Genomic DNA, 25,538 nt, shown 5'->3' with positions numbered 1-25,538 from the left:
AGTTTCATAATCTATAACCAATGATATGGGTGGTGATATTGTCTAGTAAATTAAATCACTAAACACTTGGAGCCAAAATTCCTTGAGTTGGTTGTGTAATTGGCTGTAAGGCGTTAGAACTCACACTATTTGCTGTACCAAATAGTGCCATTGACCCAACTAGCTTATTTAAGCTACTTGCAATGTCCGAAGCAGATAATTTTTGGCTCTTATTCTCATCAGCAAGCTTTTTCAATTCTTGAGATGTAATTACTGTACCATCTTTCTTATCTTGCAAAATTTTATCAATTTGATCGGAAGTGATATAACTACCATCTTTACCAATTAGTTGCTCAATTTTATGATCTGTTTTATTACTTTGATAATTTTGTAAATTTGATGTTATGTACCATCTTGGTATGTTAATACTACCTGAATGATCATTTCGTTTAACTATAATACCCTCTTTGGTACGTTCAATCATAATATCAGATATATTTGCATCTGCAAATGCTAATTTATCATTGCCCGTGCCATCGTACAAAGTATCATTACCATCACCTTTCCGAAAGATATAGACATCATTACCAGCACCACCATTTAATACATCATCACCAGAACCGCCATCGAGTAAATCATCGCCTTCATCTCCAGAAAGTCGATCGTTGCCTTTACCACCAAACAAGCGGTCGTCACCAGCACCACCATCGAGTAAATCATCACCTTCACCACTATGGAATATGTCGTTGAATTTAGAACCTTTGAATACATCATTAAATTGAGAACCAATTACTTCTTCTACTGATTTCAAATTATCGGTAGACTGATAACCATACCCAACTTTTCTTAATTCATAATCACGATACTGGATAGTTTCAGTACGTTTACCCACCTTGGTTTCTTGACGCTTCACAACTTCATGGTAGATATCACCTCGAGCAACCTTACGATTAACTGTATAACTGCCTGCTTCTGTTGCACTCGTACCATCTACAGTAATATTACCAAATCCTCCGTCTTTACTATAGAAGACACGATCGTGTCCATCTCCACCATCAATATTCATTTTACCTTGACCAACAAAGATATCGTCATTGCCAGCTTTTGCATTTACTATTAGACCAATCTCGTCTGTGCCTTCTGTCTCGGCTACACGCTGAATAACTTTAGAGAAATCTAATTTAGAACTAGCCTCTCCATCTGTAACTTGCCAGTTTTTTACACGTCCGAATTTTAACTTATTAATATAAGAGTATTTACCATTAGTTAAACGTTCACGTGATTCAGTTCCTGCTGTTAACAAAGGCGAAGTGAAATGCAACGCTTGCGTTTTTTTCCCATTTGAATTACTAATGTCTATGATACCAGTTTTAGCATCCAAAGTAATATTGGAACCAGCTTCAACTTTCTTGCCATCTTCAAAAGCATCTGCATAAGCTTTTCCGCTCTTAATGCGTTCACCCAATTTGGTAATACCTGCTAACTCACCAATATTATTATCCCAACGTTGTTGGGTGATTGCAATAACACGTTCAGCTTCCAACTCTTTATTTAGCTCAGACAAAAATTTTAAGTTATTAGCTAAATAAGCAGCATAACGAGAATCATAGCCTTTATCAAAATAGTTCTGACCGCCATTTTGCTTTTCCCACTCTAAAATTTTACCTTGTAAACGGTTAGCAACACTTTCAAACATTGCCTGTTTAGACGCTTCTAAAATTCCAGAGATCAATCCTGTAACACCTGCAACTAATAGTGCAATCGGTGCACCAACAGCAGATCCTACAGCAGCAGCGGAAACACCAGCAGAAACTGCACCTAATGCCGTACTAATTGTAGTTAATGAAGCTTCAATAGTACCCACACCACGCTGATATTCAGCCAATAAATGATCCCCATCATAGCCAAATTTTCGGAATTGTTTTGCAAACTCATCAAGAGCATTAGCATGATTGAATTTATCTGCTGCATTCATAAATGCCAAAGGACTAATTGCCAACATAATCGATGAAGTAATTAAAGCAGCAACAGCACCAGTAGTTGATAGACCAGCAGCAACACGTTGTGCTAAAACATATGAAGAAATTGCTTTTGTTACATTACCAATAACTTGATTGCTTAATTCAAAACCTGCAGCAACTTTTTTGCCAGTCGATGCATTTTTATCCGCTAAAGCAAAGCCTGCAGAAATGCCTGATAGCAAACCAGTAATTATTTCCAAACCAAGATTTGTTTTAGAAAAATTTAAGTTTTGCAACTTGTTTCCTATATTAGAGAAGCCTTTAGCCTGCGATATAGTAGAACCTAACTTTGCTAACTGTGAAGAAAATGCTTCAATCGTTTGAGTACTCTGAGATAGATTACCAATTATCTCATTAATCAAGTCAATACTAGCTTTAGCCAAAGCATCAGGTGCAGCATCACCTTTTTTGATTAAAGAATCAAGTTCTATACCCGCTAATGCAGTGCCCAAAAAAGAGCTTAATGTTGATAATACATTACTTGCTTTACCTAATTTACGATCAATATTTTCTACACTGTCTAACCCTTTGGCTAACTTATTGGTAGAATGTTTTTGTAAGAACTTTTCTAATTTTGTTGCAGAAATAGCAATACCAGTTTGTGTGAGAGAGAGAAACTGATTTACTGTGTCAACAGATTTTTTTGCTGTTTCAGTGTGATTAGGCTCTTCTGCTAAACGAGCAATACCTAATTCATCAGCAGCTTTAATAAAATCATTTAAAGTCCCACCTTTTTGCGGATCATAATCTTTGGGAATAGCCAAGTAAAGATTTTTTAATCCAGACTTTGTTGAATTCAAGCCTGCTTGAATATTAGATTTAATTACATTTATATTGGACATAATATGTCTCTCCTCGTTGTGTTAGAAAAGGTTGTATTAATTATCTTTAGATATAATAAAATTATTCTGAGTTGACAATTTGCTCGTCAAATCTTCGTGATATTGTGCAAATATTCTTGAGGCTAATTTTGAATCAACAGACTTTCCATAAAATTCAGATATCTTACCATGCGATGAATTTCCATCTACACGAATCGCTCTAAACAATTCATCTGAAAATAACGTTCTCATGTGTTTTGTGAGTGTAAGACTATCGCCAAATGGAGCAATCCAGTCAATAAACCAGTTTCGGTCACCTGACTGCCAGTCATCTAACTTAAGAGAAGTAACATCGTTAATATATTTAACCTCGTTTTCTAAACTAAGTTTAGCCCAACTACAATATGCTACAGGCATATCTTCTCTTTTCAATATAACATATTGACCTGTCTCAATTGCCGGAATAACATTGGTCGCAAACAAAGACAACGTCCAATGTTTATGCATATCAGAGTTAGACCAAAGCCATGCAATTAAACCTAGCTCTGCAAACTTTTTCGTCATTCTATATTCCTAAAAATACGCTAAAAAATACAGATCGGATTGTAAAAACTACACACACACACACACTTATGATACCATAAAAACCCCTAAAATGTCAACTACACACTTAATCCAGCGCAGAACAATCGCACTACCCCTTACCAAACAACAACTGTTCAAGATAAGACTTATTCTGTGAAGCTCTCATTTTACTGCGTTTCACAGAGAGTTTAGCATCCCCATTGACTCGAATTAAGTTTAATGCGGTACGAGTCGGTAATGCTTTATTTGTTTTTTCATTACGTTCAAGACTTTTTTGGTCATCTTCACTAAAGATAACATCTAACACCCAATGCTGACTGTTTTCAATAGACCAATGGTTACGAATGGCATCAGCAATCATATTAACATCTGTCAGGGAGCTTAGGTAATAACGGCGTTCAGTGGTCACCTTATCTTTAACATCACGAATGGATTCTACCATGACCACTGCATGAAGGTTAGTCCAATCATCTTTACCTGATAACCAATCAAGTTGTGTTGATGTCGCATAACATCTTGTCTCAATACGACCGTGGTCTTTTTCGACAGTCTGTATGCTGGTCATGTTGTTATTATTAAGCTTGCTGTTTAACCACAGTACGATGTCTTCATACAAAGTTTTGTGGTTTTGCTTTAAGGCAAAGATGTACTTGGCTTTTGCTTTAATGATTTGTTTGCTGATGTCTTTTTGACAGTAAATGGCATCGGCTGTCACTATACTACCGCTGATGTCAATGAGTTTTAACAGTTGGGGTAATGTGCTAATTTCGTTGTTTTTATCAGCAATGTCAACTTGAGCAAGAATGAGTTTGGTTTGACTGGCAAAGGCGGTAACAAGAGGATTTATAACATCGGTATCGGTGGTGGGGCGTTACTTGGTGGTATGGTCATCGCTCATCAAGCCCTAGGACTGACCATGATAGGCTATGTCGGGGCAGGCGTGATGTTACTGGCGGTATTGGTGCATGGGATGAGTGTGAAAATGACACGTCATGCCTAGGACTTGTAAAGCCCCTACAAATCCCTTTAAAATGATAAAAAAATACCCCCTATCGTACGATAAGGGGTATTTGTCTAACTGCTAATTATAGCAAATGTGCAATCGCATCACGCTCTTCGGTTAGCTCGTTTAGCGTAATATTGATACGCTCTTGGCTAAACTCATCAATCTCTAAGCCTTGAACGATTTTGTATTCGCCATTTTCGCAGGTTACAGGGAAACCGAACATCACGCCTTCTGGGATATCATAAGAGCCGTCAGACGGAACGCCCATGGTTACCCATTCGCCATTTGAGCCCAACGCCCAATCTCTCATGTGGTCAATGGCAGCGTTGGCAGCGGAGGCCGCTGATGACAAGCCACGAGCTTCGATGATTGCCGCACCACGTTTACCAACTGTTGGCAAGAAGGTGTTAGCGTTCCACTCTTGGTCGTTAATCATCTCTTTGACGCTCTCGCCGTTAATCGTCGCAAAACGGTAGTCAGCGTACATGGTTGGGCTGTGGTTGCCCCATACGGTTAGGTTCTTGATGTCTTTGACGGCTTTACCAGTCTTTTTGGCGACTTGGGTCAAGGCACGGTTGTGGTCTAGGCGTAGCATGGCGGTGAAGTTTTTAGCAGGTAGGTCTGGGGCAGACTTCATGGCGATGTAAGCGTTGGTGTTGGCAGGGTTGCCGACTACCAAAATTTTCACATCACGGCTTGCCACGTCATTTAGGGCTTTGCCTTGTACGGTAAAGATTTTGGCATTTTCTTGGAGTAGGTCAGCACGCTCCATGCCCGGTCCACGGGGACGAGCACCGACAAGCAGGGCATAATCTGCGTCTTTGAACGCCACATTTGGGTCATCTGTGCCAATCACGTCATGCAGCAATGGGAAAGCACAGTCATCAAGTTCCATGATAACACCCTGTAGGGCTTGTTGGGCTTTTTCGTTGGGGATTTCTAGAAGTTGCAAAATCACAGGCTGGTCTTTGCCAAGCATCTCACCGCTGGCAATACGGAACAATAGGCTATAACCAATCTGACCTGCGGCACCAGTTACCGCAACACGAACAGGCTGTTTGCTCATGACTTATCCTTAAAATAAAATTTGAAAATGGAAAAAATTTTGCTCAATTTTGCCTTTTGAAACCCATTTCAAAAACTGCAAAATCGCCCTAGTGTAGCATATTTTTTGGGGTATTGGCAAAGGTTTTTTGGGGCAAATTACCACCAATCGGCTTTTGTTAATTTACCATAAAAAGCTCGTACATTGACAGGCTTGTGTGGATTAGCGGTATTGGCAGGCTAAGTCATAACCCTTTTCACAGGCTTTGCTAAACCAGTATATAGAATGATGTTTTTGCATGAAAAATGGCTATCCGACCACTTAATTTAAAAAATTAAGTTAAAACTCTTAAAATTTACCCAGTTAAGTGGTCGGATTGTGGCTCGAAGTCAAAAGCTCGTTTGATAGAAGACTCACAAACTTCACTTTTTCCTTGAAAAACGGGCGATTCCCCTGCTTTTTTAAACAGGCATTTTTCATTGCAAATACAAAAGACAGGCAAGCCCTAGACTTACCAAGACGGCGATACTGTTCCCATGCGTTGGCTAATTGGGGTGTATCTGCCGAGTATCACGCCATAGATAGTGGCATTTTCCATGACGTGCTTGACATACTCACGAGTCTCTGAATACGGGATGGCTTCGACATATTGGTCAGCACTGATGGTACCATGCTTGGGTAGCCATTTGCGAGCAGGGGTTGTGCCAGCATTGTAGGCGGCGGTGGCAGGGGCGATTTGTCCGTTAAAATCACGGGTCTTATCCGACAGATACCATGTGCCATAGCGGATGTTGGTGTCAGGGTCGCTTGAATTACCACTACCGCCGATTTTGCCGGCAATCATCTTGGCGGTGTTTGGCATGATTTGCATCAGCCCACCTGCCCCCACACCCGAGCGAGCATTGGCAGCAAAACGGCTCTCTTGGCGAGTGATGCCATACGCCCACGCAGGATCAATGCCTGCACTGCCTGCATGAGTCATAAAACTGTGCTGATAAGGCATGGGGTGGCTAATCGCTGATGCTCTTAGGGGTGAATTTTCCATGGCGTGAATGCTACGGCTATAAATCCCCATGTCGTGGGCTTTTTTGGCAGCGGCAAGCACGAGCTGATGGTCGCCTGCGTTTGTGGTGGTACGCACCGCCCAGTTCCACTCACGCTGAATATACTCCATACTCGCCCCACTCTCCATGAGTTTAAAGGCACGAGCAAAATCAGGGTTTTGCATGATACGAGCGGTATCTCTGGCACTGATGTTTGGCATGCCGATACCGCCGATGTCATTGGCAGTTAGGGGCATGTTTAGCCTATCACGGGCAAGCAGACCATAATAATCTAAGTTTTTGGTGAGATTTTGGTAAATCTGACGAGCTTGTCCGCCCTTGCCCGTCTGCTCATAAGCACGAGCCAACCAATACTGCCAAACATTCTCGCCTGCCTTGGTCTTGTTCATCGCCCCGATGGCGTTAATCACGTCCGTCCATTGCCCAAAATAGATACCTGCTTGGGCATAGTCTTCGGCTTCTTCAAAGTTAAACGGCTCGCCCAGGCTGTTTCTAAACCAATGTACCGCTTCCATATTAAAGCCGTCATCGGTATTCATGTTCATACGCTTAACGGCAATGCTCCGCCATGCATAGCGACGTGCCATGTCCGAGAGCAGTTTTTGAGGGCGGGCGTTGTCTTGATTAATATCATAATTGAGCTGAGTGCTGGCCTCCCAATATGAACGATGAGCCAGTTGGCTGATGGCATAGACATATAGGTATTGGTTCGTCTCGCTAAACGGCATGGCATGAAACTGACTAAAAAAGCCGTTGGGATTTGAGCGGATAGTCGCAAGCGTGCCATAGTCGATGGTTAGGTTAAGCTGACGGGCAAGGCTGATGATGTCCGCACTCTTATCAAGGGGTGGGTTGCGTGATGACAGCTGACGGGCGTCGATTCTCATCATGCGAATCAGCTGTTCGTGGCGGTCGGTGCGACTGATGTGGCGGTTATTGCCCATTTCTAGGGCGAGCTTGTCGCACAAAGACTGCTTGATTTGGGTGTTTAGCCAGACATTCTCTTTTTGCTCTAAGGCACGGGCATCATTTGCTCCGTTATGACCTAGGGCAATGGCACATGCTTCAGACGCATCGGCATTGCGGATATTAGGAATGACCGCACGCACGCTGTGATAGTCACCTTGGCGTGCCTTTTCTTCGGCATAGTCTGCCACGAGTTTTTCACTGATGACGTGGTTGGGGTACTGCTGAACAAAGCTGTTAATGGTGCTAGGGTGATGATAGGTGATGTCGTTGTTAAGTCGCCAATAGGTCGGGTACATGGCAAACAGCGAGCCTTGCATGCTCTGCTCATACTGATACATGGCGTTGGTGTTGGACTTTTGGCGTTCGGCTTCCATGAACTGATAGACACTGCCGTCTTGGCTATAATCTTTGGCATTGGCACATGCCACAAGCGATACGCCCATGACAGATAGGGCAAGGGTAGATAAAGATAAAAAGCGTCCAGATGAGCGGTGTTTGGTGTGCATGATGGGTTCCATGATTTGGGCGGTAAAAAGATGGGTTAGCTTATCAAACTAATTTTGCAACTCATTTAGCGGTTGTATAAAAGTTGTAAATTTGGCGGATATTTTTAATGGCACACCCAACACACCTGATATTTACCACAGTTTTGTGGGGACTGGCTTTGAATACGTTTATAGGGCATTATTTTTACAAGTCGTACTCAGCACGCCGCTACATCATTGAATTTGTAGTAATTTTAAAGTTTCTTGGCTATAAATAATCAACCATGAAAATAAAAAACACGGACAAACAATGCCAACCATTTTTATTTTAAAAATCCCCAAAATACTGTAAAATCGCAAAAATATCTGCATAAAGAAAACTCAATTATGCAGATATTTTTATCACAGTATGCAGATATTAATCTAACAAACTTACACCCCAAACTCCCCTCGCTCCCCCTGCGGAGCTTGCCCTGTGATTTCATGAGTCTGTCGGTCATAATAGACCATATCGCCCACCTCTGCCTGTCCGTTTAGCACGACAAACACCCCACCGAGTGTCTGCCCGACCACCACGCCTTGCCCCTTTTGACCTGTGATTTGTGCCACGCCTTTGGGTGTGGCAAAGAGCTTGCTAAATGTTTGATATAAATTCATTTTTTTTGCCTTTGAATTATTGACTTTTTAGAGCATTAATGTATAATATAATCGGCTATTAATTTCCCATATACCTATCAAGCCCTACCACCTGCCAAATGGTCGGCACGCCATTTTCCACCTTGACCTGCACCTCAACACTGACCACCACTGCCTTATAACCGCCGTCATCGTTGATTTGCCAAACATCGCCCACCACCGCAAGGGGCAAGCCGTATTTATCCGCCCAACGTGTCGTTACCGTCATGTCCATGTGCGTGCCTGATTCTGACAGTATTTGCACGCCTTTGGCAATGGTGGCGATTTGGTCGGTCAATAGCTCGTCAGACTGTGTGGGTGCCTCTGTCATGCGTGCCGACTGTCTGCGATAGACGTTATCAAGACGGCTTGTACTGGTCAGCCACACATTATCATAAAGAGGACTTACTCTTTGTTGCTCACTGATGCTTTTTACAGGGTCAAGAGCAAGGATTAAAGCAGGTTCAGCCGTGGCAAGCTTCCACGCAGGCACTTTGTAGCGAGGTTTAATGACAAGGCTTGGCTCGTGCGGATGCGAATACACAAACGCCCCACACGCCTCTGCCACATCATGTATTACCCCCATCGGGGTTTTGTCGGTACTATATACCCCTTTTTTAATCAGCCAATCAGGGGCTTGATATTCTGCCGTCATGCCTGTATTTACCATCGCACTCATGATAAGCTGACTGGCGTAGAGGGCTTGATTTAACCCGCCTTGTTTATTTGTCGCATAGTCTGCTGACAGGCGAGCGGTAACACTTCGTCCTGATAACGTGTAGCTGTGATTGACAAATGAGCGGTTTTTGCTAAGCTCCTCAGCAATGATGACAAAGCGGTGGTTGTTAATGACCACGCTAATCATCGGCTCATTACCACGGCTGCCTAGCTTGTCTTTGATTTTATCAAAGTCTTTGGTGGGGATTTCAATTTGTCCTTGCCAACAAAAGCTGTCCATGTCGGTCTTAATGCTAAATGACAAGGGATTGACATTGACCCCACCGATGGTTGCAGTGATGGTATTATGCACGATATAAGCTCCTAAATTGGGGGTGGCAGTCGGTGGTAAGTCATGCCAACAAATAAGCGGTAGGGGCAAGGCACCCGCAGGGTGCTCGCCTCGTTTGCGTCTTAAAGCCAGTGGCAGGCGGTCAGATGGTGGTCTGATACGACAATACGAGACGGGCTTGTCAGGCTCAGGCTCTGGCACAGGATAATAACGACATGGCACAGGAGTGCTGTGGGTTATCGTGTGTGTGCTAGGGCGAGCAATCAGCGTACTGCCTGCTTGGTGGGTGTTATCGCCAAATAGTCCTGCCACGTCTGATAAATTGCCCTGCGTACCGCCCTGCAAATAGCCCTTAGCCCCATATTTGACAAGATTACAACTAAACAGGGCTTTTTTAAATACGCCCATTTTGGTTTTTGGCAACAACTGCAACCCTAAGTCTGCTAATTCTTGTGCTGTATAATAAGCATTCATATTATACCCCAAATTTATTCATTTGAATTAAATTTATCCAAATCCCAAAACCCAAGTTTTTGAGCAATCTCAAACGACCGCCCATAAAGCCCCTTGCGTTCGCCATTTAACACTTTGTAGACTTCGGTTACTGGATAACCATTTGCCAACGCCCAATTTTTGACAGTCATACCTTGCGAGTACAACCTTTGTTTTATTAGGTTTGACTGCTGTTCTCTGGTCATAAAAACTCCCAATTTGCTTGAAAATATGGTATAATTACCCTTTCTTTTAACCTGTTTTTACAAGGATATTTCCTTGTATGCGTGCATTATATTTTATTCAAATGAATAAATCAATATTTTTTTATTCATTTGAATAAATATTTTTAAAAATCTAGGAAAATTAAATGTTTGGCGAACGCCTAAAATCCGAAAGAAAACGACTTGGGCTAACCCAAGAGACATTTGGCGAGTTGTGTGGTGTCAAATTGTTGGCACAGTCCAATTACGAAAGTGGTAAACGCAGTCCAGATGCTGACTACCTACAAAAAGCCCACCAAGCAGGCGTAGATGTTGGATATTTGGTAACGGGGCAACAGACAGCACTCACCCAATTAGATGAAAATGAGAGACAGTTAATAGAAAAATTGCGACAGTTGCCCGATGAGCAAAAAAGTGCGGTAATGAGATTTTTATTAAATAATTGAAAGATAAACCGTAAACTTTTTACTCTTAAATGGTTTTTGTGAGTTTACGGTTTAAAATTAAGAAAATTCAATAAATCCAAAAAAATTATATTGTAAATCAACAATATACATAAACCGTAAACCAAATTTTTAATTTTCTAAAAAGTTTACGGTTACAGAACACAAACTGTAAACTAGCAAATAAGGAAATCGTTATGATTAACCACAAACCAACACTTCTAGAAGACCCCACAGAAGAGCCAATTTTTCTTTTTTCTTACGAGGTGGAGAGATACAGAAAAGAATGCTTGTCGCAAGAACAAAAAGACACACTAGAAAAACTTGTTAATGAAGTGCATTTGAACAATCCCCAAAAAACGATTATGGATATTTGGTTGGCGTTGGTTGAGCATTGTGGTGTTTCCAATTACCACAGCATAAAGAAAGACAACTACGATGAAGTATTGTCATTTTTGCAAGGTATGATACCAAACACACAATGAGCTTTTATTTTAAAGGGGTTATTGCCAGTGCAGGGGGCGGTAAGTTTAGCGATGGCGTGATTGGCACAGATGACTTTTTGGCTTTTCGCAAAGAGTGGATTAACCGCACAAGCCTTACAGCAAGCCAGCTTGTCGCCATTAACACAGACGGCGACAGTATGTTCCCCACAATACCAGAAAACGCTACTGTCTTAATTGACAAATCAAAAAACACCGCCAAAGACGGTCGTATCTATGTGATACGCATCGGCGAGCAGTTGTATGTCAAACGCACCCAGTGGCTACCGACAGGGCTACGGCTCATCAGCGACAACACCATTTACGACCCCATAGACCTATCAAAAGCCGACCTAGACAGCTCCGACATTGAAGTCTATGGGCAAGTCGTCCACATCAGCTACGACTTACCCCACTAGCTACCACTCACGCATAAAAAAGCGACCACTACACTTGCAGGGTCGCTTTGGTTTGAAGTGTTTTGATGGGCTTTTAAACGGTTTTAAACGCTATTTAAATACCTATCAAACTCCCATCATTTATGCAGGTTTTTTTATCATTTTTCTATCAATTTCTCTCATTTTTTATCATTTTGTTTCGTGCATATTCTTGACCGCCCAACCGCCCACAGCTTAGATGTATCAATGGCTCGGGCTTGGTCTGCTCTCTGGTCTGGTCTATGCAGGTTTAATCAGTCCCCCATAGTCTAGGGCGTGCCTGCCCTTTATAACACAATTTAAAATTTAGAAATATGGCGAAAATAAAAGAATGTTTTTGCATGAAAAATGGCTAAATCTTGTTTTTCATCGTCAAAAACTTGCCTGATAGAAAACTCACAGCCTACGTTTTTCCCTTGAAAAACGTGCGATTTTTTCTCATTTTTCATTGCAAATACAAAAGGCAGACACGCCCTAATAACCAAAAATAAATAATAAAGCACAACGGCGGTCAACAACGCCCCGATACTTATCTTTATGATTAAATGTTTGCCTTGTGCAGTCGCCACACCCAAAAACACCATCGCCAAGATGATAAAAAATGCGTCGCCAATAAGTATTGAGATGATAACAGCTAAGGCGATAAGGGCGATAGCAAATGGCTGATGTTCTGGGTTAAAAAATAACATAACAAATATCCCTTTTGCTGTGGTTGATGTTATTTCTTATCATTCATAATTCGCACTTCTTTTATGGCATGGGGATATAATTCACGCAAATCGACTCATTTTTATCATAACGATTTTTAAAAAAGTCGGTGTGTTCGTGATAGCGATGAATGTGCATAAAGTCATAAACTTTTTGCTCATCTGTGGCATACATCGACAACATTAAATCCTGCCTTTTAAATCCACTCTTTTGATAAACTCTTTGAATGTGCCACAAACCGTTTTGGCAGGTGTACGAGAATAAGTATACAAGCCATAATTAAAATGATAAACAACAAACAGCCCAATCACGCCCCAAATACCAAATTTGACGGTGTCGGTTTGTCATGGGCAAAAAACAAACTTGCCATCATCGCACCAATGCCAAGCGTCATCGCCTTGTCGTCTACAAAGAGTAAAAAGATGATACCTGTATGGCAATGACACCATAACCGAGCTTTTTTGAGATTGGGGCGTTGTCGCTCATTTTAGCTCAATCGCCATTTGTTCCTTTGGTGTAACCTTAAAAATTTGCACCTTAAACAGCACATCTTGCCCTGCCAAAGGGTGATTAAAATCCACTTTGACTTCATTATCATCAACATGGCAAATTACCCCCGCCAAGGTATTTTGACCTTTATCGGCAAATTCTATCATCATGCCGACCACAGGATTTGGCTCGGATAAGCTAAATTTGGTGCGGGGAAAGGTCTGCACATTTTCGCCATTCCATTCGCCAAAGGCTTGTTCTGGCGGTAGATGAGCGGTGCGGGTGTCGCCTGCTTTTAGGTTGATGAGTACCTGCTCAAAGCCTGCCAGTAGGCTCTCATCGCCTACCGTCAAGGTTACAGGCTTGTCTCGCCCAAAGGTGCTATCGATGACCGTGCCGTTTGGTAGGCTGACTTCAAAATGTAGCGAAACGGTGCTACCGTCTGTAATGCGAATCTCTTCGCTGGGTAAAATGTTCATGTTAAAATTCCAAAATAAAAGTGGGGCTAGTTTACCACAAGCCCCATGTATAGTAAAATTGCCAATACCTTTTGGCAATCAGTCTTCACCAAGTAGCCTTCTCGCCCAAGCAATCACGGGCAAATCCACCATTTGCCCATCAATGGCGAACACCGCCTGCCCTGTGGCATGATGATGAGATAGCACTTTTTTGGCAAAGGCGACATCGCCATCACGCACTTTGTGTGCCTGTACCACACCCAACTGCTTGGGGTGTATGACAAGACAGCCACCAAAACCAAAATCACAAGCGTGCGTAAGCCATCTGGCAAAGCCGTCATCATCGCCAAAATCAGAATAAATCGTCTCAATCGGAGCATTTAGGCCATGTGCCTGCGAGTGTAACACCAGCTCGTACCGCACCTTATCAAGCATAACCGCCCCTGCCGATGTATGCCTACCAATCCCTAGCGATGTCAATAAATCCAAACAGCCATAGCTCAACGCCACAAGCCCCACCGCCCCTGCCATAGAAGCAACATTTAGCACGCCTTGCCCGCTCTCAATCATGGCAACCACAGGGCAAGCGGTCAGTTCATGAGCCAGACTGATCTGCTTGGCATTTTCGGCTTTGGGGAGTACCACCGTGCTGATGATGTCGTGGGACTGCACCCATTCACAATCCAAACGAAACTCGCCATGAGACGCCCCATGTATCCGCACCCACAGCTCTGGCGTAGTCTGTGTTTGCTCCATAGTGCCTAACAAATCATCAAGTTCAGCACGCACATCATTAGGCGAGCGGTCGGCGACGGCGTCTTCTAGGTCGATGATGATGGCATGGACATGGGCGGTTATGGCAGGGTCGGTTAGGGCTTTGATGATACGCTTGGGGTGCGTGGCAGGGACGAATAGATAGGCGAGCATGGTAAATTCCTTTTGAAAATTAAATGTATTGTCATTTATTATAGTGGGGATGATTTATTTTTGCAAATTGACGTAATGACAAAAAGTATGGCAAACATGGAATTTGCCTCATGTCATATTAATAGGGAATAATAAAGAATACGTAACCGAAAAAAATTTATAAAAGAAAACGACACGGGTGGATTAGAAACTCAATGAATTAATGGCAGATAAAAAACCCAATAACAAAATTGGGTTTTTATTTCAATATGATTTATTGACATTACAATCAGCGATATTTTATTAAATTTATCGGATAAATGATATTCTATCCGATAAACATCAATTTACTGAACTTGACTCACCATATAATCCACTGCCGCATATACTTCAGCTTCGGTAACGTCCCCTGCCACCTGTGCTGGCATTTTACCAAAGCCTTTGGCAGAGTGTTTGTGCAGGGTGTCTATGCCCTTATCCAAGCGTCTTGCCCAGTCGGCTTTGGCGGTGAGTTTGGGGGCATCCAACAGCCCTTGCTCGTGGCAGATTTTGCAAGTTTTCTCATAGCGCGCCTTACCTTCGGCGATAGATAAAGCCTGTACTGGGGCGGGGGCGGTGTTCGCTTGCTCGGCATTGTCCACTTGAGCAGTCTCAACGGTACCCTTGTCGGTCTTATCAGATGTGGCAGAGTCGGTGGTTGCCACTTCATCAGCTTTGGAGTCGTCTGTCCCGACAGACTCAGTGGTCTCTGGTACGACTTCATCAGCTTTGGGGGCAGTGCTAGTCGACTGGGCGGGGGCAGTTTGGGTATTAGGCTCGGCTTTTGGAGCGGGTTCGCTAGGCTTGTCGCCACCACAAGCAGTCAAAAATAAGGCACTTGCCAATAATAATGATAGGGTTTTGCTGGGATTTTTCATAAGATAACCTTGCAAGTTGGCTGATAATTATCCTACTAATATACCGAATTTTTATAAGGAATTAAAGCGGAAAATTGTAAAGATGAATTTTTGATGAATTTTATAAATGGGAATGAGAATTATAATAGAAAATTGTTAAAACTTATCATCAAATTTAATCGTATCATTCTTTTTATAAAACTGCCAAAAATAATACAAACTTTCCAATACCATATAAATGGCAATAAAAACAACAGCAGGATTATCATAATCCTTTTTAATAAAAACAAAATAACTCAAAATGACCGCACAAAATAGCATTGTTAATTTTGAAGTGGTTTTTCTGCTTATCTTTTTCATCATTATCCAGTTACCCAAAATAGTATCCTAATCTACCAAATCCCCCCAAAAAGTCAAATTTCACTCATTGCAACCTTTCTAAATTTAAGCATTTAAGGTATAATTACCCATTTTCCTTTATTTTTACGAGCCAATTATGACAGAACAAGTCCAAACCGACTACAAAAACACCCTAAACCTTGCCGATACCGCTTTTGCTATGCGGGGCGATTTGGCAAAACGAGAACCTGCTTGGCTTGCCAAATGGTACAAGGACGATGTTTATGGACAAATCCGCAAAGCCCGCGGGGGGCGTGAAAAATATGTCCTACACGATGGCCCCCCTTATGCCAACGGTCAAATTCATCTAGGACACGTTGTCAATAAAGTTCTAAAAGACATCATCGTCAAATACAAAACCTTGGACGGCTATGACGCTCCTTATGTACCGGGGTGGGATTGCCACGGTTTGCCGATTGAACAAAAAGTAGAAAACGAGTTTGGCAAGGTCGGACACGCCCCCAAAGCGGATAAGAATGGCGAGCCGATTACTGCCACGCAATTTCGTAAGGCGTGCCGAGACTATGCGATGAGTCAAATTGAGCTACAAAAGGCGGATTTTAAACGCCTTGGCGTGCTGGGCGATTGGGACAATCCGTATTTGACGATGAATTTTAAAACCGAAGCCGACATCGTGCGGACGCTTGGCAAAATCTACAACAATGGGCATATTGTGCGTGGTATGAAGCCTGTGAATTGGTGCTTGGATTGTGGTTCTGCCCTTGCCGAAGCGGAAGTGGAATACGAAAACAAAACTTCCGATGCGATTTATGTTGGGTTTGATATTGTTAATCGTGGCGATTTGGGGGCGACCGCCAATTTGACAGGCAATTTGCAAGCCGTCATCTGGACAACGACCCCTTGGACATTGCCCGCCAACCAAGCCATTAGTGCCAATGCGGAATTTGATTATGCGATTATTAAAACTGAAAAAGGGCATTTTATTGTCGCCAAAGACTTAACCGAAGACTTTGCCAAAAATATCAATTTGGAAAATTATGAGATTGTGGCAAGTGTTAAGGGTTCAGAATTAACCGCTCTAAAAGCCCAGCACCCCCTAATCAGCGAGCGTCAAGTTCCCTTTATCACAGGTGAGCACGTAACGGCGGACAGCGGTACAGGCTTGGTGCATACCGCCCCTGCTCACGGTGTGGACGACTATAATGTTGGGCGTGCCAACAACCTGCCAACCGAAAACCCTGTGGGCGGTAATGGCGTGTATTTGGAAACCGCAAAAGTCTTTGTTGGCGAACATATTTATAAGGCACAGCCCAAGATTATCGCCACGCTACAAGAAAGCGGACACCTGCTTGACCATAAAAAAATCACCCACAGCTATCCGCATTGCTGGCGACATAAGACACCGATTATTTTTCGTGCCACGCCCCAATGGTTTATTTCTATGGAAACTAAGGGACTTCGTGAACAAGCGTTATCCGACATTCCAAAGGTAACTTGGACACCTGCGTGGGGTCAAAACCGCATTGAATCAATGATGAACGGTCGCCCTGACTGGTGTATTAGCCGTCAGCGGACTTGGGGCGTGCCAATTGCCTTTTTTATACACAAAGACAGTGGCGAGTTGCACCCCGATACTTCTGCTTTGATTGAAAAGGTTGCTGGGGTCATTGAACAAGGGGGCATTGAAGCGTGGTTTGATGCACCGATTAGCGACTTTTTAAATGAAGCCGATTGTGAAAACTATGTCAAATCCACCGACACGCTTGATGTGTGGTTTGACTCTGGTTCTACCAACTTTGCCGTTTTGGGTAGTCGTGGCGAATTAACCAACCCTGCTGATTTGTACCTTGAAGGCTCTGACCAACATCGTGGCTGGTTTCAATCATCGCTTTTGGTGGCGGAAAGTGTGTACGGTCGTCCGCCTTACAAACAAGTGCTAACGCACGGCTTTACGGTGGACGCAAAGGGCTATAAATTATCAAAATCCAAAGGCAATACCAAAGGCTTTGAACCTGCCGAACTTGCCCAAAAATACGGCATTGACATTGTCCGCTTGTGGGTTGGGTCGTCTGATTACCGCTACGAAATGGCGGTCAGTAAAGAAGGCTTTGACCGTGTCAGCGATATGTACCGCCGTATCCGTAACACCATTCGTTTTTTGCTTGCCAATACCGATGACTTTGACCCAAGCAAAGACTTAGTGCCAGCAGGCGAGCTTGTCAGCCTTGATAAATACATTTTGCACAAAGCCACGCAAGTCCAAAACGACATTCGCACCGCGTATGATGCGATGGATTTTCACCAAGTGTGCCAGCTTGTTACCAATTTTTGTGGGGCGGATTTGGGCGGATTTTACCTTGACATCATCAAAGACCGCCAATACACCAGCAAGGCGGACAGACACGCTCGCCGTTCGGCACAGACCGCCATTTATCACATCGCTCACGCCCTTTTGCGTTGGATTGCCCCAATTTTATCCTTTACCGCCCAAGAAGCGTGGGAAGTACTAAAAGGCACGGACGGCTATGTCTTTACAAAAGAGTGGTACGAATTGCCAAAAGTCGCCCTAACCGACATCACGGACACAGATTGGCAAGCGATTTTGGCGGTCAAAGAAGTGGCAAATAAGGCAATGGACGATGCTCGCACCGATAAAGTTATCAACAGCAGTTTGTCGGCACAGCTTGACATTGTGGCGGACAGCACCACCTACCCAGCCCTTGCCAAACTGGGCGATGAGCTAAAATTTGTGTTTATCACCAGTAGCGTCAGCCTAAATCAGGGCAATGAATTGGCGGTCAAAGTTGCCCCTGCGACTGGCGAAAAATGCGTGCGTTGCTGGCATATTTTACCAAGTGTCGGAAGCGTTGCCGAACATAAGGACATTTGCCCAAGATGTGTGGAAAATGCCTTTGGCAATGGCGAAAATCGTAAATTTGCTTAATTTGTTTGGTAAAATTATAAGGGCGAATTGGCGTTCGTCCTTATAAATTACTTATTGGAGAACAACAATGCCCAAAAAATCCATTGCTTTATATTTGTTGTTGGCGGTTGTGATTGCGATTGTCTTAACTTTTTTAACTTTTGCGACACCGCTTGGGGTGGTTTTATATTATACTTCACTTGCTTTTATCGTGGATAAAATGACACAAGGCACAGGCGATACAGGCATTGGTATTGTGATTTATTGGACATTGTTTGCCAATTTTATTTGGGGGCTTGTGCCTTTGTTGTTGGCGTATAAGAAAAGTAAAGGTAAATTTTAATCTGTAAGGTGCGTATTACGCACCGTTTTAAGATAATACTTGTCAATGGTGCAATTATATTTGATAAATATGAAAAAATGTGTATTGATATTCTTGATAATTATTGCATTGATACTTGCAGGATTGGCTTTATTTGATGTTATCAGTCGTTATCAGTTGATTGTTGCTTTGGCAATCATTAAAATAATTATTATTGCTATTGGCGTATCAATGGGTGCATTTGACAAAGAGCCTGCTCAAATTAGCGATATTACAGTAGATACTCATAAGGATACTTATATTTATTGCGGGATTGGTGTTATTATTAGTTTGATGTTGTCCTTTATTTATTTTTTAACACAAAATCAAATATTTTTGGGATTATCCATTGCGGTATTTATTGGTATTTTGGTAAAAATTTTTATGGCTTTACATTATCAAGATAATCCGTAGGTGCGTATTACGCACCATTATTGTCAATCAATTAGAGTTACTGAGGTAAATAAAAATGCTAACAAAAGTTGAATATCCTTGCCCAAATTGTCAAAATTTATTTAAGCCCAAAGCCTTAATTAAAAAACCCTTTAAGGGAGCATTAAAGCCTTATCAATTTACGCCAGAACCTGCCATTCATTGTCCGCATTGTGAGCAAAAATTAAAGGCAATTTTCCCTGTACAATACGCTTGGGGATTGGTTGGTTTGGTGGTTTTGATTTGTTTGATGATAATTGCTAAATCTATTTTTGATTTGCAATTCAACAAAATGATTGATAATGTAATTACGGCTAGTATGTTCTTGATTGATATTTTGTTAAACGGTGCGTAATACGCACCTTACGCCCATTGAATAAGTCAATAAGGACAAATAATGCAAATCCGTTTTATGACCAAAAATGACATTCCCTAAACCTTTGAACTAATGAAAGCATTGGCGGTTTTTGAACATTATATTGACAGCTTTGCCATTACGCCGGACATTGTTAAAGAAAAAGGCATTGATAAAAATCCGCCTGATTTTTATTGTTTGGTGGCTGATGATAATGGGACAATCGCAGGAATGCTTGTTTATTATTTTTTGCCTTATACAGCTCAAAATTGCCCTGCCATTTATATGAAAGAGCTTTATGTTGATGAAAATTTCCGCAGTCAAAAGGTTGGTAAAAAAGTTGATGTTAAAATTAAAACAAATCGCCAAAGAAAACAACTGCCAAACCATTAAATGGACGGTTGCCCCTTGGAATGATAGGGGAATGAAATTTTATGAATGCTTAGGGGCAAAACAAAATACCGAATGGGTCAATTATGAATTGGCGGTGGAATGATTTGTTATTGAATAATTCGTAAAGTGCGTAATACGCACCGTTTAAAATATAAAGCCCAAAACTGGTGCGTAAGCACCTTACAATTTAAAAATGTTAAGAAATTGATTATGTCAGAAAATACCCAAAACAAAACCCCCAATTTAGCATTAAATGGCAAATCCGCCTTTGGTTATTATGTCCTTGCCCTTGCTGTTTTAATCATTGACCAAATGACCAAAATCGGTTTTCAAAAATGGCTTGTTGCTGAATTTAATTCTGTGCCTGTCATTGAACCGTTTTTTAATTGGACTCTGGCGTATAATCGTGGAGCGGCGTTTAGTTTTCTTGCCAATCAAGGCGGTTGGCAAAAGTACTTTTTTGCCTTGCTTGGTATTGCCGTATCGGTATTTATCATCGTCTATCTCCGCCAAATTCCCAAATCTGCCCGTGTCCTGTCCTTTGGATTGGCACTTGTATTGGGCGGGGCGGTGGGTAATGTCATTGACCGTTTTTTATATGGTTATGTGATTGATTTTATTCATATTCATTGGGGAGATGCGTGGCACTATCCTGTGTTTAATGTGGCGGATATGGCGATTATGGGTGGTATGGCACTTGTGGTGTGGGATATGTTGTTTTTTGAAAGTAAACGCAAAAATGGCGTATCGTGACAAATCAAACAAACAGCTTATTTACCTTCTTTATTTTAAAAATGCCTTTATTTGACAAGCGTTTGATGAATAAATTTATCAGTACCATTATTTTATCTTTACTTGTTGTTGCTTATTTTCAATCAGATGGACAATGTTTATCTCACTGGTATAACAAAAACCACCGCTTGTCTAATTTTTTATAAAAAACGCACATTTTTTTACAAAACTGATTTAAAAATGTTACAATTTACCTGTGAACATCCATTTTATATTCATAGGTAATCGCATGAAACCCAACCATTCTTTTATCCTAAAACCCCTTGCTGTCTCTTGTTTTGTCGCAATGACCGCAACTGGCTGTGCCATCGATGACGACATTAACGCCACTCAGCACTCCAATCTCATCATTAATAATGCCGACCCAAGCATTATTCGTGCCGAAGAAGAAGCTAAACGCAAGGCTGAGGAAGAGGCTAAGCGTAAAGCAGAAGAGGAAGCCAAACGTAAAGAGGCAGAGCGTCTTGAAAAAAAACGTCAAGAAGCCGAAGCCAAACAAAAAGCTCAACAAGCTGCCCTTGATAAAATCAACAAGGCTCGCCAAACCGTTGGTAAGGCTAACAGCACCCTAACACAAGCTCAAAAAACAACCACCGAAGCACAGAGCCAAGCATCAAACCCTGCCACTGCTGACAACGCCATCAATCAAGCCAACGTTGCTTATCAGCAGGCTAACACCGCTCTAAATAACGCCGAAACCGCTCTTGTCGAAGCAGAGCAAGCCCTAAAAGATGCCAAAGCAATTGGTGCCAATCAAGACATCATCAACCAAGCTCAAAAAGCAGTAGAGGATGCCAAGCAGGCGATAAACACCGCTGAAAATGTTCGCACGCAAGCTCAAAATGCACGCAAGCAAGCCGAGCGAACTAAAAGCGACAATGCAAGTCAGCAGATTGCCAAGCAAATCGAAAAAGCCAACGCCCAAACCAATGAAGCGGTCGCTACCGCCAACACAGCAAAAGCCGAGCTAAATAATGCCGATAGCCAAGCTGAGCAAGCAAAAACTCAAGCAGGTAATCCTGACACTGCTCAGTCTGCCATTGACCAAGCCAAAAAAGCAGAGCAAACCGCCCAAAATGCTCTAGATAAAGCCCAAGAAGCGGTCAAACAAGCACAAACGGCACTTGATACCGCTAAAGCTACAGGCAATCAAGAAGCGATTAAAAAAGCCCAAGATGCATTAAATAATGCCAATGACACTGCCAAAAAAGCCACAGATGCCAAAGAAAAAGCAGAAGCTGTCATCGCTCAAGCCCAAAGCACACTTGACAAATATCAAGCCGAACAAGATAATCAAAATAATGCCAAAATCAAGCAAATCAAAGACACCGCAACTGGCATTGCCAATACCGCAAACACGCTAATAAGCAATCTTGACAACACCAAAAAAACTGCTGACAATGCCGCCAAGCAAGCAAATGCTTTGATCACCACCGATCAAGCACTAAAAGACGCTGATACTGCCAAAACACAAGCGGTAGATGCTGAACAAAAAGCTCAAAAAGCACTGACAGATGCCCAAAAAGCACTGATAGATGCCAAAGCCGTTAGTGCAAATAACGAAGCTGTAACCGCCACCCAAAATGCCATCAAAAAAGCCGAAGAAGCACTGGCATCTGCCCAAGCCATCAAAAAACAAACTGAAGCTGTCAGTAAACAGGTAGAGACGACAGAAGCAAAGGCTTATGTTGCTCCCATATCCGATGACACCATCAAAAAAGCCAAGCCTGACCATACTCGCAAGGTCAATGACTCATTGGTTAAAGCCCAGCCCACACCTGCCCAAGACACCATGGCAGGCTATAGTAGTATGGATAGGGTTAGCCCTGAAGGGGAGTTTGTTGAGAGTAAAACCAACGCGTTTTATGGTGTCAATCAAAATGAATATGCCAAAAAAATCACAGAGTTAAAAACATCCATTGACACCACCAAGCTCTCTGTCGGTGTCATTGATAGCGGCATCAGCCCTGACAACCCTGACTTGGCAGGAGCCAAACTCAGTGGCAATAATCTGGTTGCTTGCAGTAACTACGACTGCTTCATGAATTTACCTTATATGATGTCAAAACCCAAAGATTCTCACGGTTCTAACATGGCAGCAATTATTGCAGGTAACAATGGCATGACCAATGCCACCATTTATTCGTATACAGATGGTAATTTAGGTAATGGAGATGAATTTGTTGCCATGCATAAACTAAATAAGGATCAGGGGGTTAAAATCTTTAACAACTCATGGGGTTACATCCCTGAACCTGGTCAAAGTGACAATGGCTGGCTTGAAGATGCCATGACTGCCACACCCAATGGCGATACCAAAAACAGCCCATACAAGGAAGTTCAATCCATTCATGAACTCATCATCGAAAATGATGCCCTACTCATTCACGCCACGGGCAATGAAAACAAAAACAACACCTTTGGCGAGCGATTAATCCCCAAACTCAATCCTGACTTTAAAAAAGGATTTTTGGCGGTCTCCGCTCCTCGTGAAGACTTTGTCGAAGCCAACTACTGTGGCGATGCGGCCGAATGGTGTCTTTCTGCCACATCCACCACATCCCATCATGACAACGATGGTACAAAAGTCACATATCAAGGCACATCGCCTGCCACAGCTCGTGTTACGGGTGCCGCCCTACTCGTCAAGGGTGCTTATCCTTGGATGAAAAATGAAAATCTGGTGCAGACCCTGCTTAGCACCGCCCAAGATTTTGATGACCTAAAAGCACGAAATACCACATTCTTAACACTTGCAGAGGTCAAAAAGTCAGAAATCAATCCTGACCGACCAGCTTATGAAGCTTTAGATGACAAAGGCAATAAAATTATCGTTCAAGCAGTTGACACACCTTGGCAGAATCGCACCATCGTCAAAAACATCGGTGGCAAAAACATCACTCATGAAAGCGGTTGGGGTCTACTAGACACCATCGCTGCAACCCAAGGTTATGGTGGTTTTTACTGGGACAATGTCATGTTGGATGTCACAGGCAAAGACACCGTATCTGTCTTCTCCAACAACATCAAAGGCAATTACGGCTTCACCAAAGCAGGTGATGGTAAACTTGTCCTAACAGGTAATAACACTTACAAGGGCGACACCGTCATTACTGATGGCACCCTTGAAATTAATGGCGATAATGGCAACTCAGTCATCAATATCACAGGTGGCGAACTGACAGGGTATGGCACAACAGGCAATGTTAGACAAACTGGTGGGGCGGTCAATAACGAAGGCAACCTAACCATTCGTGGCACCTACACCATGAATAATGACAGTACCTTTAAAGCCAAATTTGGCAATCTTTTGACCGTCACCGAAAAAGCCACTCTGGATGGCACGCTTGACCTATATGATGAAGTTAAGCAAAGCGAACCACTCATCAAAGAGACAGGTTCAAAAACCACTGTACTACGAGCAGGTGAGCTAAGCGGTACTTTTGATACCGTCAAATCCAGCAATGCTCTATTTAGCATCATCAAGACCGAATATAGTGGCAAGGTTGGTACCGACGGCAAGACCACGCCTGACGCCATCACCAAAACTGATGTGGTGGTGAGTGCCAAACGTAACAAACTAAGCAATATGGGCAGTAGCAGCACTGCCAGTATCGGACGCACCAAAGTTGAGCAAAATTTAGATAAAGTACTAAGCGAGATAGATGCCAAAGACAGTGCAGGCACGCTGGCTGGTAGCGAGAAAGGCTTTGCCATCGGCTTTGCCAACAAAATGTCAATGGCAACCAACAAATCCTTGCTTAGCACATCTGGCACGCCTGCCATCATTGGCAATAAGTACAATGAAGCTCTGTTTGGACTTGACCCTGCGTTTTATGCCAATAACGCCGTTCATGCCATCGAACAAAGTGGCACCCAAGCGACCAATTTTGCCAAAAACATGGCAAACACCGCCAACGGTGTATGGCTAGAGAGTACTTACCAAGAATATGAGCTAGACCTGCCAAGCAGTCAAAGCGAGCGTGAAGTCCGCAACCAAAGCATTGGCGTGGCAAAAACAGGTGAGCGTTTTGGCTTAGGCTTACAGCTTGACCTAGGTCGCCTTGAGTTGGACGAGCAAAACGACAGTACCAACCACAACATCGAGACAGATGTCGCCACTCTAACCGTGGGTGTTAATAGTGATGTGGGCAACAACGCCAAAGGTACGCTATGGGCAAAAGCAGGCGTACTAAACAGTAACGCCAAAAACAACACTCATAACAAACAAAAGTATAATGGTCAGCTCTATGCTGGCGGTGTCCATCTTGGCACTTCATACGCCCTAAGCCCCAATGCCAGCATCAAGCCTTATATCGGGGTTAGCTACCATCAATATCAGCATGACAATGCCCACTTTGATGACGGTGTTGTGGCGGTCAAAGACATTGACGCCACTCGTTGGCAAGGCACCATTGGCGTGGATACCGAGTACCAAATCAACCCCCAATGGCAAGTCCAAGCAGGTCTGCAATACGACAACGCTTTTGAACAAGACGCAACGATTGCCAGTGCTTACTCAGGCACCAATACTGACGTCACCTTTGATGCATGGGAGACTGGTAAAGATAAAATCCAAGCCACTGTTGGTACCAGCTATCAGATTGACCCAAGAAACCGTGTCAGCCTAGATTATGATTATTTTAAAAGTGAAAAATCTGACGGCGACCGTGTACAGCTTACCCTAAGCAGTCGTTTCTAAGCCATTACAGCAAAATAAAAACGGTT

General features: G+C 42.8%; 27 protein-coding genes. 13 read left to right on the top strand and 14 right to left on the bottom strand.

The window, feature by feature from the left end:
• Positions 1-58: 58 nt before the first annotated feature.
• From LP107_RS02860 to LP107_RS02850, 3 genes are all read right to left on the bottom strand, one after another.
• Entirely contained in the window at positions 59-2,842 is a 2,784-nt protein-coding gene (locus LP107_RS02860) for an RTX family hemolysin (protein WP_078275051.1), read from the bottom strand.
• Between the two features lie 36 nt (positions 2,843-2,878).
• Positions 2,879-3,385, bottom strand: a complete 507-nt coding sequence (locus LP107_RS02855; RefSeq protein ID WP_078275050.1) for a toxin-activating lysine-acyltransferase — start codon at positions 3,383-3,385, stop codon at positions 2,879-2,881.
• A 130-nt stretch (positions 3,386-3,515) separates the two neighbouring features.
• Positions 3,516-4,193 (bottom strand): ISAs1 family transposase, encoded by a 678-nt coding sequence (locus LP107_RS02850; protein ID WP_264676344.1) that lies wholly within the window; start codon positions 4,191-4,193, stop codon positions 3,516-3,518.
• A 6-nt stretch (positions 4,194-4,199) separates the two neighbouring features.
• On the opposite strand from LP107_RS02850, the gene LP107_RS02845 reads away from it, so the two are divergent.
• Positions 4,200-4,406, top strand: a complete 207-nt coding sequence (locus LP107_RS02845) for a hypothetical protein (RefSeq protein ID WP_208624045.1) — start codon at positions 4,200-4,202, stop codon at positions 4,404-4,406.
• Positions 4,407-4,491: 85 nt separating this feature from the next.
• On the opposite strand, the gene LP107_RS02840 is transcribed toward LP107_RS02845, so the two are convergent.
• The 5 genes from LP107_RS02840 to LP107_RS02820 all read right to left on the bottom strand — a co-directional run bounded on the left by LP107_RS02840 (position 4,492) and on the right by LP107_RS02820 (position 10,357).
• Positions 4,492-5,478, bottom strand: coding sequence for a malate dehydrogenase (locus tag LP107_RS02840; RefSeq protein WP_078273815.1), 987 nt, complete (start codon positions 5,476-5,478; stop codon positions 4,492-4,494).
• Positions 5,479-5,968: 490 nt separating this feature from the next.
• Complete coding sequence (locus LP107_RS02835; protein ID WP_228157709.1) at positions 5,969-7,996, bottom strand: lytic transglycosylase domain-containing protein; 2,028 nt, start codon at positions 7,994-7,996, stop codon at positions 5,969-5,971.
• A 411-nt stretch (positions 7,997-8,407) separates the two neighbouring features.
• Positions 8,408-8,632 carry a DUF2190 family protein gene (locus tag LP107_RS02830; protein ID WP_078274935.1) on the bottom strand — a complete coding sequence of 75 codons (225 nt, stop codon included), beginning with the start codon at positions 8,630-8,632 and terminating at the stop codon, positions 8,408-8,410.
• A 58-nt stretch (positions 8,633-8,690) separates the two neighbouring features.
• On the bottom strand, positions 8,691-10,133 hold the full coding sequence (locus tag LP107_RS02825) for a hypothetical protein (RefSeq protein ID WP_264675959.1): 1,443 nt from the start codon (positions 10,131-10,133) through the stop codon (positions 8,691-8,693).
• Positions 10,134-10,147: 14 nt separating this feature from the next.
• Positions 10,148-10,357, bottom strand: a complete 210-nt coding sequence (locus LP107_RS02820; RefSeq protein WP_078274960.1) for a helix-turn-helix domain-containing protein — start codon at positions 10,355-10,357, stop codon at positions 10,148-10,150.
• Positions 10,358-10,521: 164 nt separating this feature from the next.
• Between LP107_RS02820 and LP107_RS02815 the strand changes: the two genes are divergently transcribed.
• The 3 genes from LP107_RS02815 to LP107_RS02805 all read left to right on the top strand — a co-directional run bounded on the left by LP107_RS02815 (position 10,522) and on the right by LP107_RS02805 (position 11,719).
• Entirely contained in the window at positions 10,522-10,821 is a 300-nt protein-coding gene (locus tag LP107_RS02815) for a helix-turn-helix domain-containing protein (RefSeq protein WP_078274961.1), read from the top strand.
• Between the two features lie 194 nt (positions 10,822-11,015).
• Positions 11,016-11,303 (top strand): ORF6C domain-containing protein, encoded by a 288-nt coding sequence (locus LP107_RS02810; protein WP_078274962.1) that lies wholly within the window; start codon positions 11,016-11,018, stop codon positions 11,301-11,303.
• Positions 11,300-11,719 carry a S24 family peptidase gene (locus LP107_RS02805; protein ID WP_112741841.1) on the top strand — a complete coding sequence of 140 codons (420 nt, stop codon included), beginning with the start codon at positions 11,300-11,302 and terminating at the stop codon, positions 11,717-11,719. The genes LP107_RS02810 and LP107_RS02805 overlap by 4 nt, the downstream gene beginning before the upstream one ends.
• A 317-nt stretch (positions 11,720-12,036) precedes the next feature.
• On the opposite strand, the gene LP107_RS02800 is transcribed toward LP107_RS02805, so the two are convergent.
• Both LP107_RS02800 and LP107_RS02795 read right to left on the bottom strand, forming a co-directional pair.
• A complete protein-coding gene (locus LP107_RS02800) occupies positions 12,037-12,426 on the bottom strand; it encodes a hypothetical protein (RefSeq protein ID WP_112741840.1) in 390 nt (129 codons plus the stop codon).
• A gap of 61 nt (positions 12,427-12,487) precedes the next feature.
• Positions 12,488-12,628, bottom strand: a complete 141-nt coding sequence (locus LP107_RS02795) for a hypothetical protein (RefSeq protein WP_264675960.1) — start codon at positions 12,626-12,628, stop codon at positions 12,488-12,490.
• Positions 12,629-12,729: 101 nt separating this feature from the next.
• Between LP107_RS02795 and LP107_RS02790 the strand changes: the two genes are divergently transcribed.
• The gene (locus LP107_RS02790; protein ID WP_162860343.1) at positions 12,730-12,888 is read left to right on the top strand and encodes a hypothetical protein; all 159 of its coding nucleotides are present in this window, start codon (positions 12,730-12,732) and stop codon (positions 12,886-12,888) included.
• 39 nt (positions 12,889-12,927) lie between these two features.
• Here LP107_RS02790 and LP107_RS02785 read toward each other — a convergent pair whose 3' ends face one another.
• The 4 genes from LP107_RS02785 to LP107_RS02770 all read right to left on the bottom strand — a co-directional run bounded on the left by LP107_RS02785 (position 12,928) and on the right by LP107_RS02770 (position 15,554).
• A complete protein-coding gene (locus tag LP107_RS02785) occupies positions 12,928-13,413 on the bottom strand; it encodes an FKBP-type peptidyl-prolyl cis-trans isomerase (protein ID WP_112741839.1) in 486 nt (161 codons plus the stop codon).
• A gap of 78 nt (positions 13,414-13,491) precedes the next feature.
• On the bottom strand, positions 13,492-14,319 hold the full coding sequence (locus LP107_RS02780; RefSeq protein WP_112741838.1) for an HpcH/HpaI aldolase/citrate lyase family protein: 828 nt from the start codon (positions 14,317-14,319) through the stop codon (positions 13,492-13,494).
• Positions 14,320-14,645: 326 nt separating this feature from the next.
• Positions 14,646-15,215 (bottom strand): c-type cytochrome, encoded by a 570-nt coding sequence (locus LP107_RS02775; RefSeq protein WP_112741837.1) that lies wholly within the window; start codon positions 15,213-15,215, stop codon positions 14,646-14,648.
• Between the two features lie 135 nt (positions 15,216-15,350).
• Positions 15,351-15,554 (bottom strand): hypothetical protein, encoded by a 204-nt coding sequence (locus LP107_RS02770; protein ID WP_264675961.1) that lies wholly within the window; start codon positions 15,552-15,554, stop codon positions 15,351-15,353.
• Between the two features lie 136 nt (positions 15,555-15,690).
• Here LP107_RS02770 and ileS point away from each other — a divergent pair, with 136 nt between their 5' ends.
• From ileS to LP107_RS02735, 8 genes are all read left to right on the top strand, one after another.
• Positions 15,691-18,498: an isoleucine--tRNA ligase gene (gene ileS / locus LP107_RS02765; protein WP_112741835.1), complete on the top strand. Its 2,808-nt coding sequence runs from the start codon at positions 15,691-15,693 to the stop codon at positions 18,496-18,498.
• Positions 18,499-18,565: 67 nt separating this feature from the next.
• A complete protein-coding gene (locus LP107_RS02760) occupies positions 18,566-18,820 on the top strand; it encodes a hypothetical protein (RefSeq protein WP_078273413.1) in 255 nt (84 codons plus the stop codon).
• Between the two features lie 93 nt (positions 18,821-18,913).
• Entirely contained in the window at positions 18,914-19,252 is a 339-nt protein-coding gene (locus LP107_RS02755) for a hypothetical protein (protein ID WP_162860342.1), read from the top strand.
• 55 nt (positions 19,253-19,307) lie between these two features.
• A complete protein-coding gene (locus tag LP107_RS02750) occupies positions 19,308-19,625 on the top strand; it encodes a hypothetical protein (RefSeq protein WP_264675962.1) in 318 nt (105 codons plus the stop codon).
• 102 nt (positions 19,626-19,727) lie between these two features.
• Positions 19,728-20,018 (top strand): GNAT family N-acetyltransferase, encoded by a 291-nt coding sequence (locus LP107_RS02745; protein ID WP_264675963.1) that lies wholly within the window; start codon positions 19,728-19,730, stop codon positions 20,016-20,018.
• A complete protein-coding gene (locus LP107_RS14430) occupies positions 19,924-20,121 on the top strand; it encodes a GNAT family N-acetyltransferase (protein ID WP_420832146.1) in 198 nt (65 codons plus the stop codon). Before LP107_RS02745 ends, LP107_RS14430 begins: the two co-directional genes overlap by 95 nt.
• Before the next feature lie 23 nt (positions 20,122-20,144).
• The gene (lspA, locus tag LP107_RS02740) at positions 20,145-20,771 is read left to right on the top strand and encodes a signal peptidase II (RefSeq protein ID WP_264675964.1); all 627 of its coding nucleotides are present in this window, start codon (positions 20,145-20,147) and stop codon (positions 20,769-20,771) included.
• 268 nt (positions 20,772-21,039) lie between these two features.
• Complete coding sequence (locus LP107_RS02735; protein WP_264675965.1) at positions 21,040-25,512, top strand: S8 family serine peptidase; 4,473 nt, start codon at positions 21,040-21,042, stop codon at positions 25,510-25,512.
• Positions 25,513-25,538 lie beyond the last annotated feature (26 nt).

This window comes from Moraxella bovis (assembly GCF_025985205.1).
Taxonomy (GTDB): Bacteria; Pseudomonadota; Gammaproteobacteria; order Pseudomonadales; family Moraxellaceae; genus Moraxella; species Moraxella bovis.
Note: the sequence above shows the minus strand (reverse complement) of the source record. Positions and strands in the feature narration are given on the sequence as shown.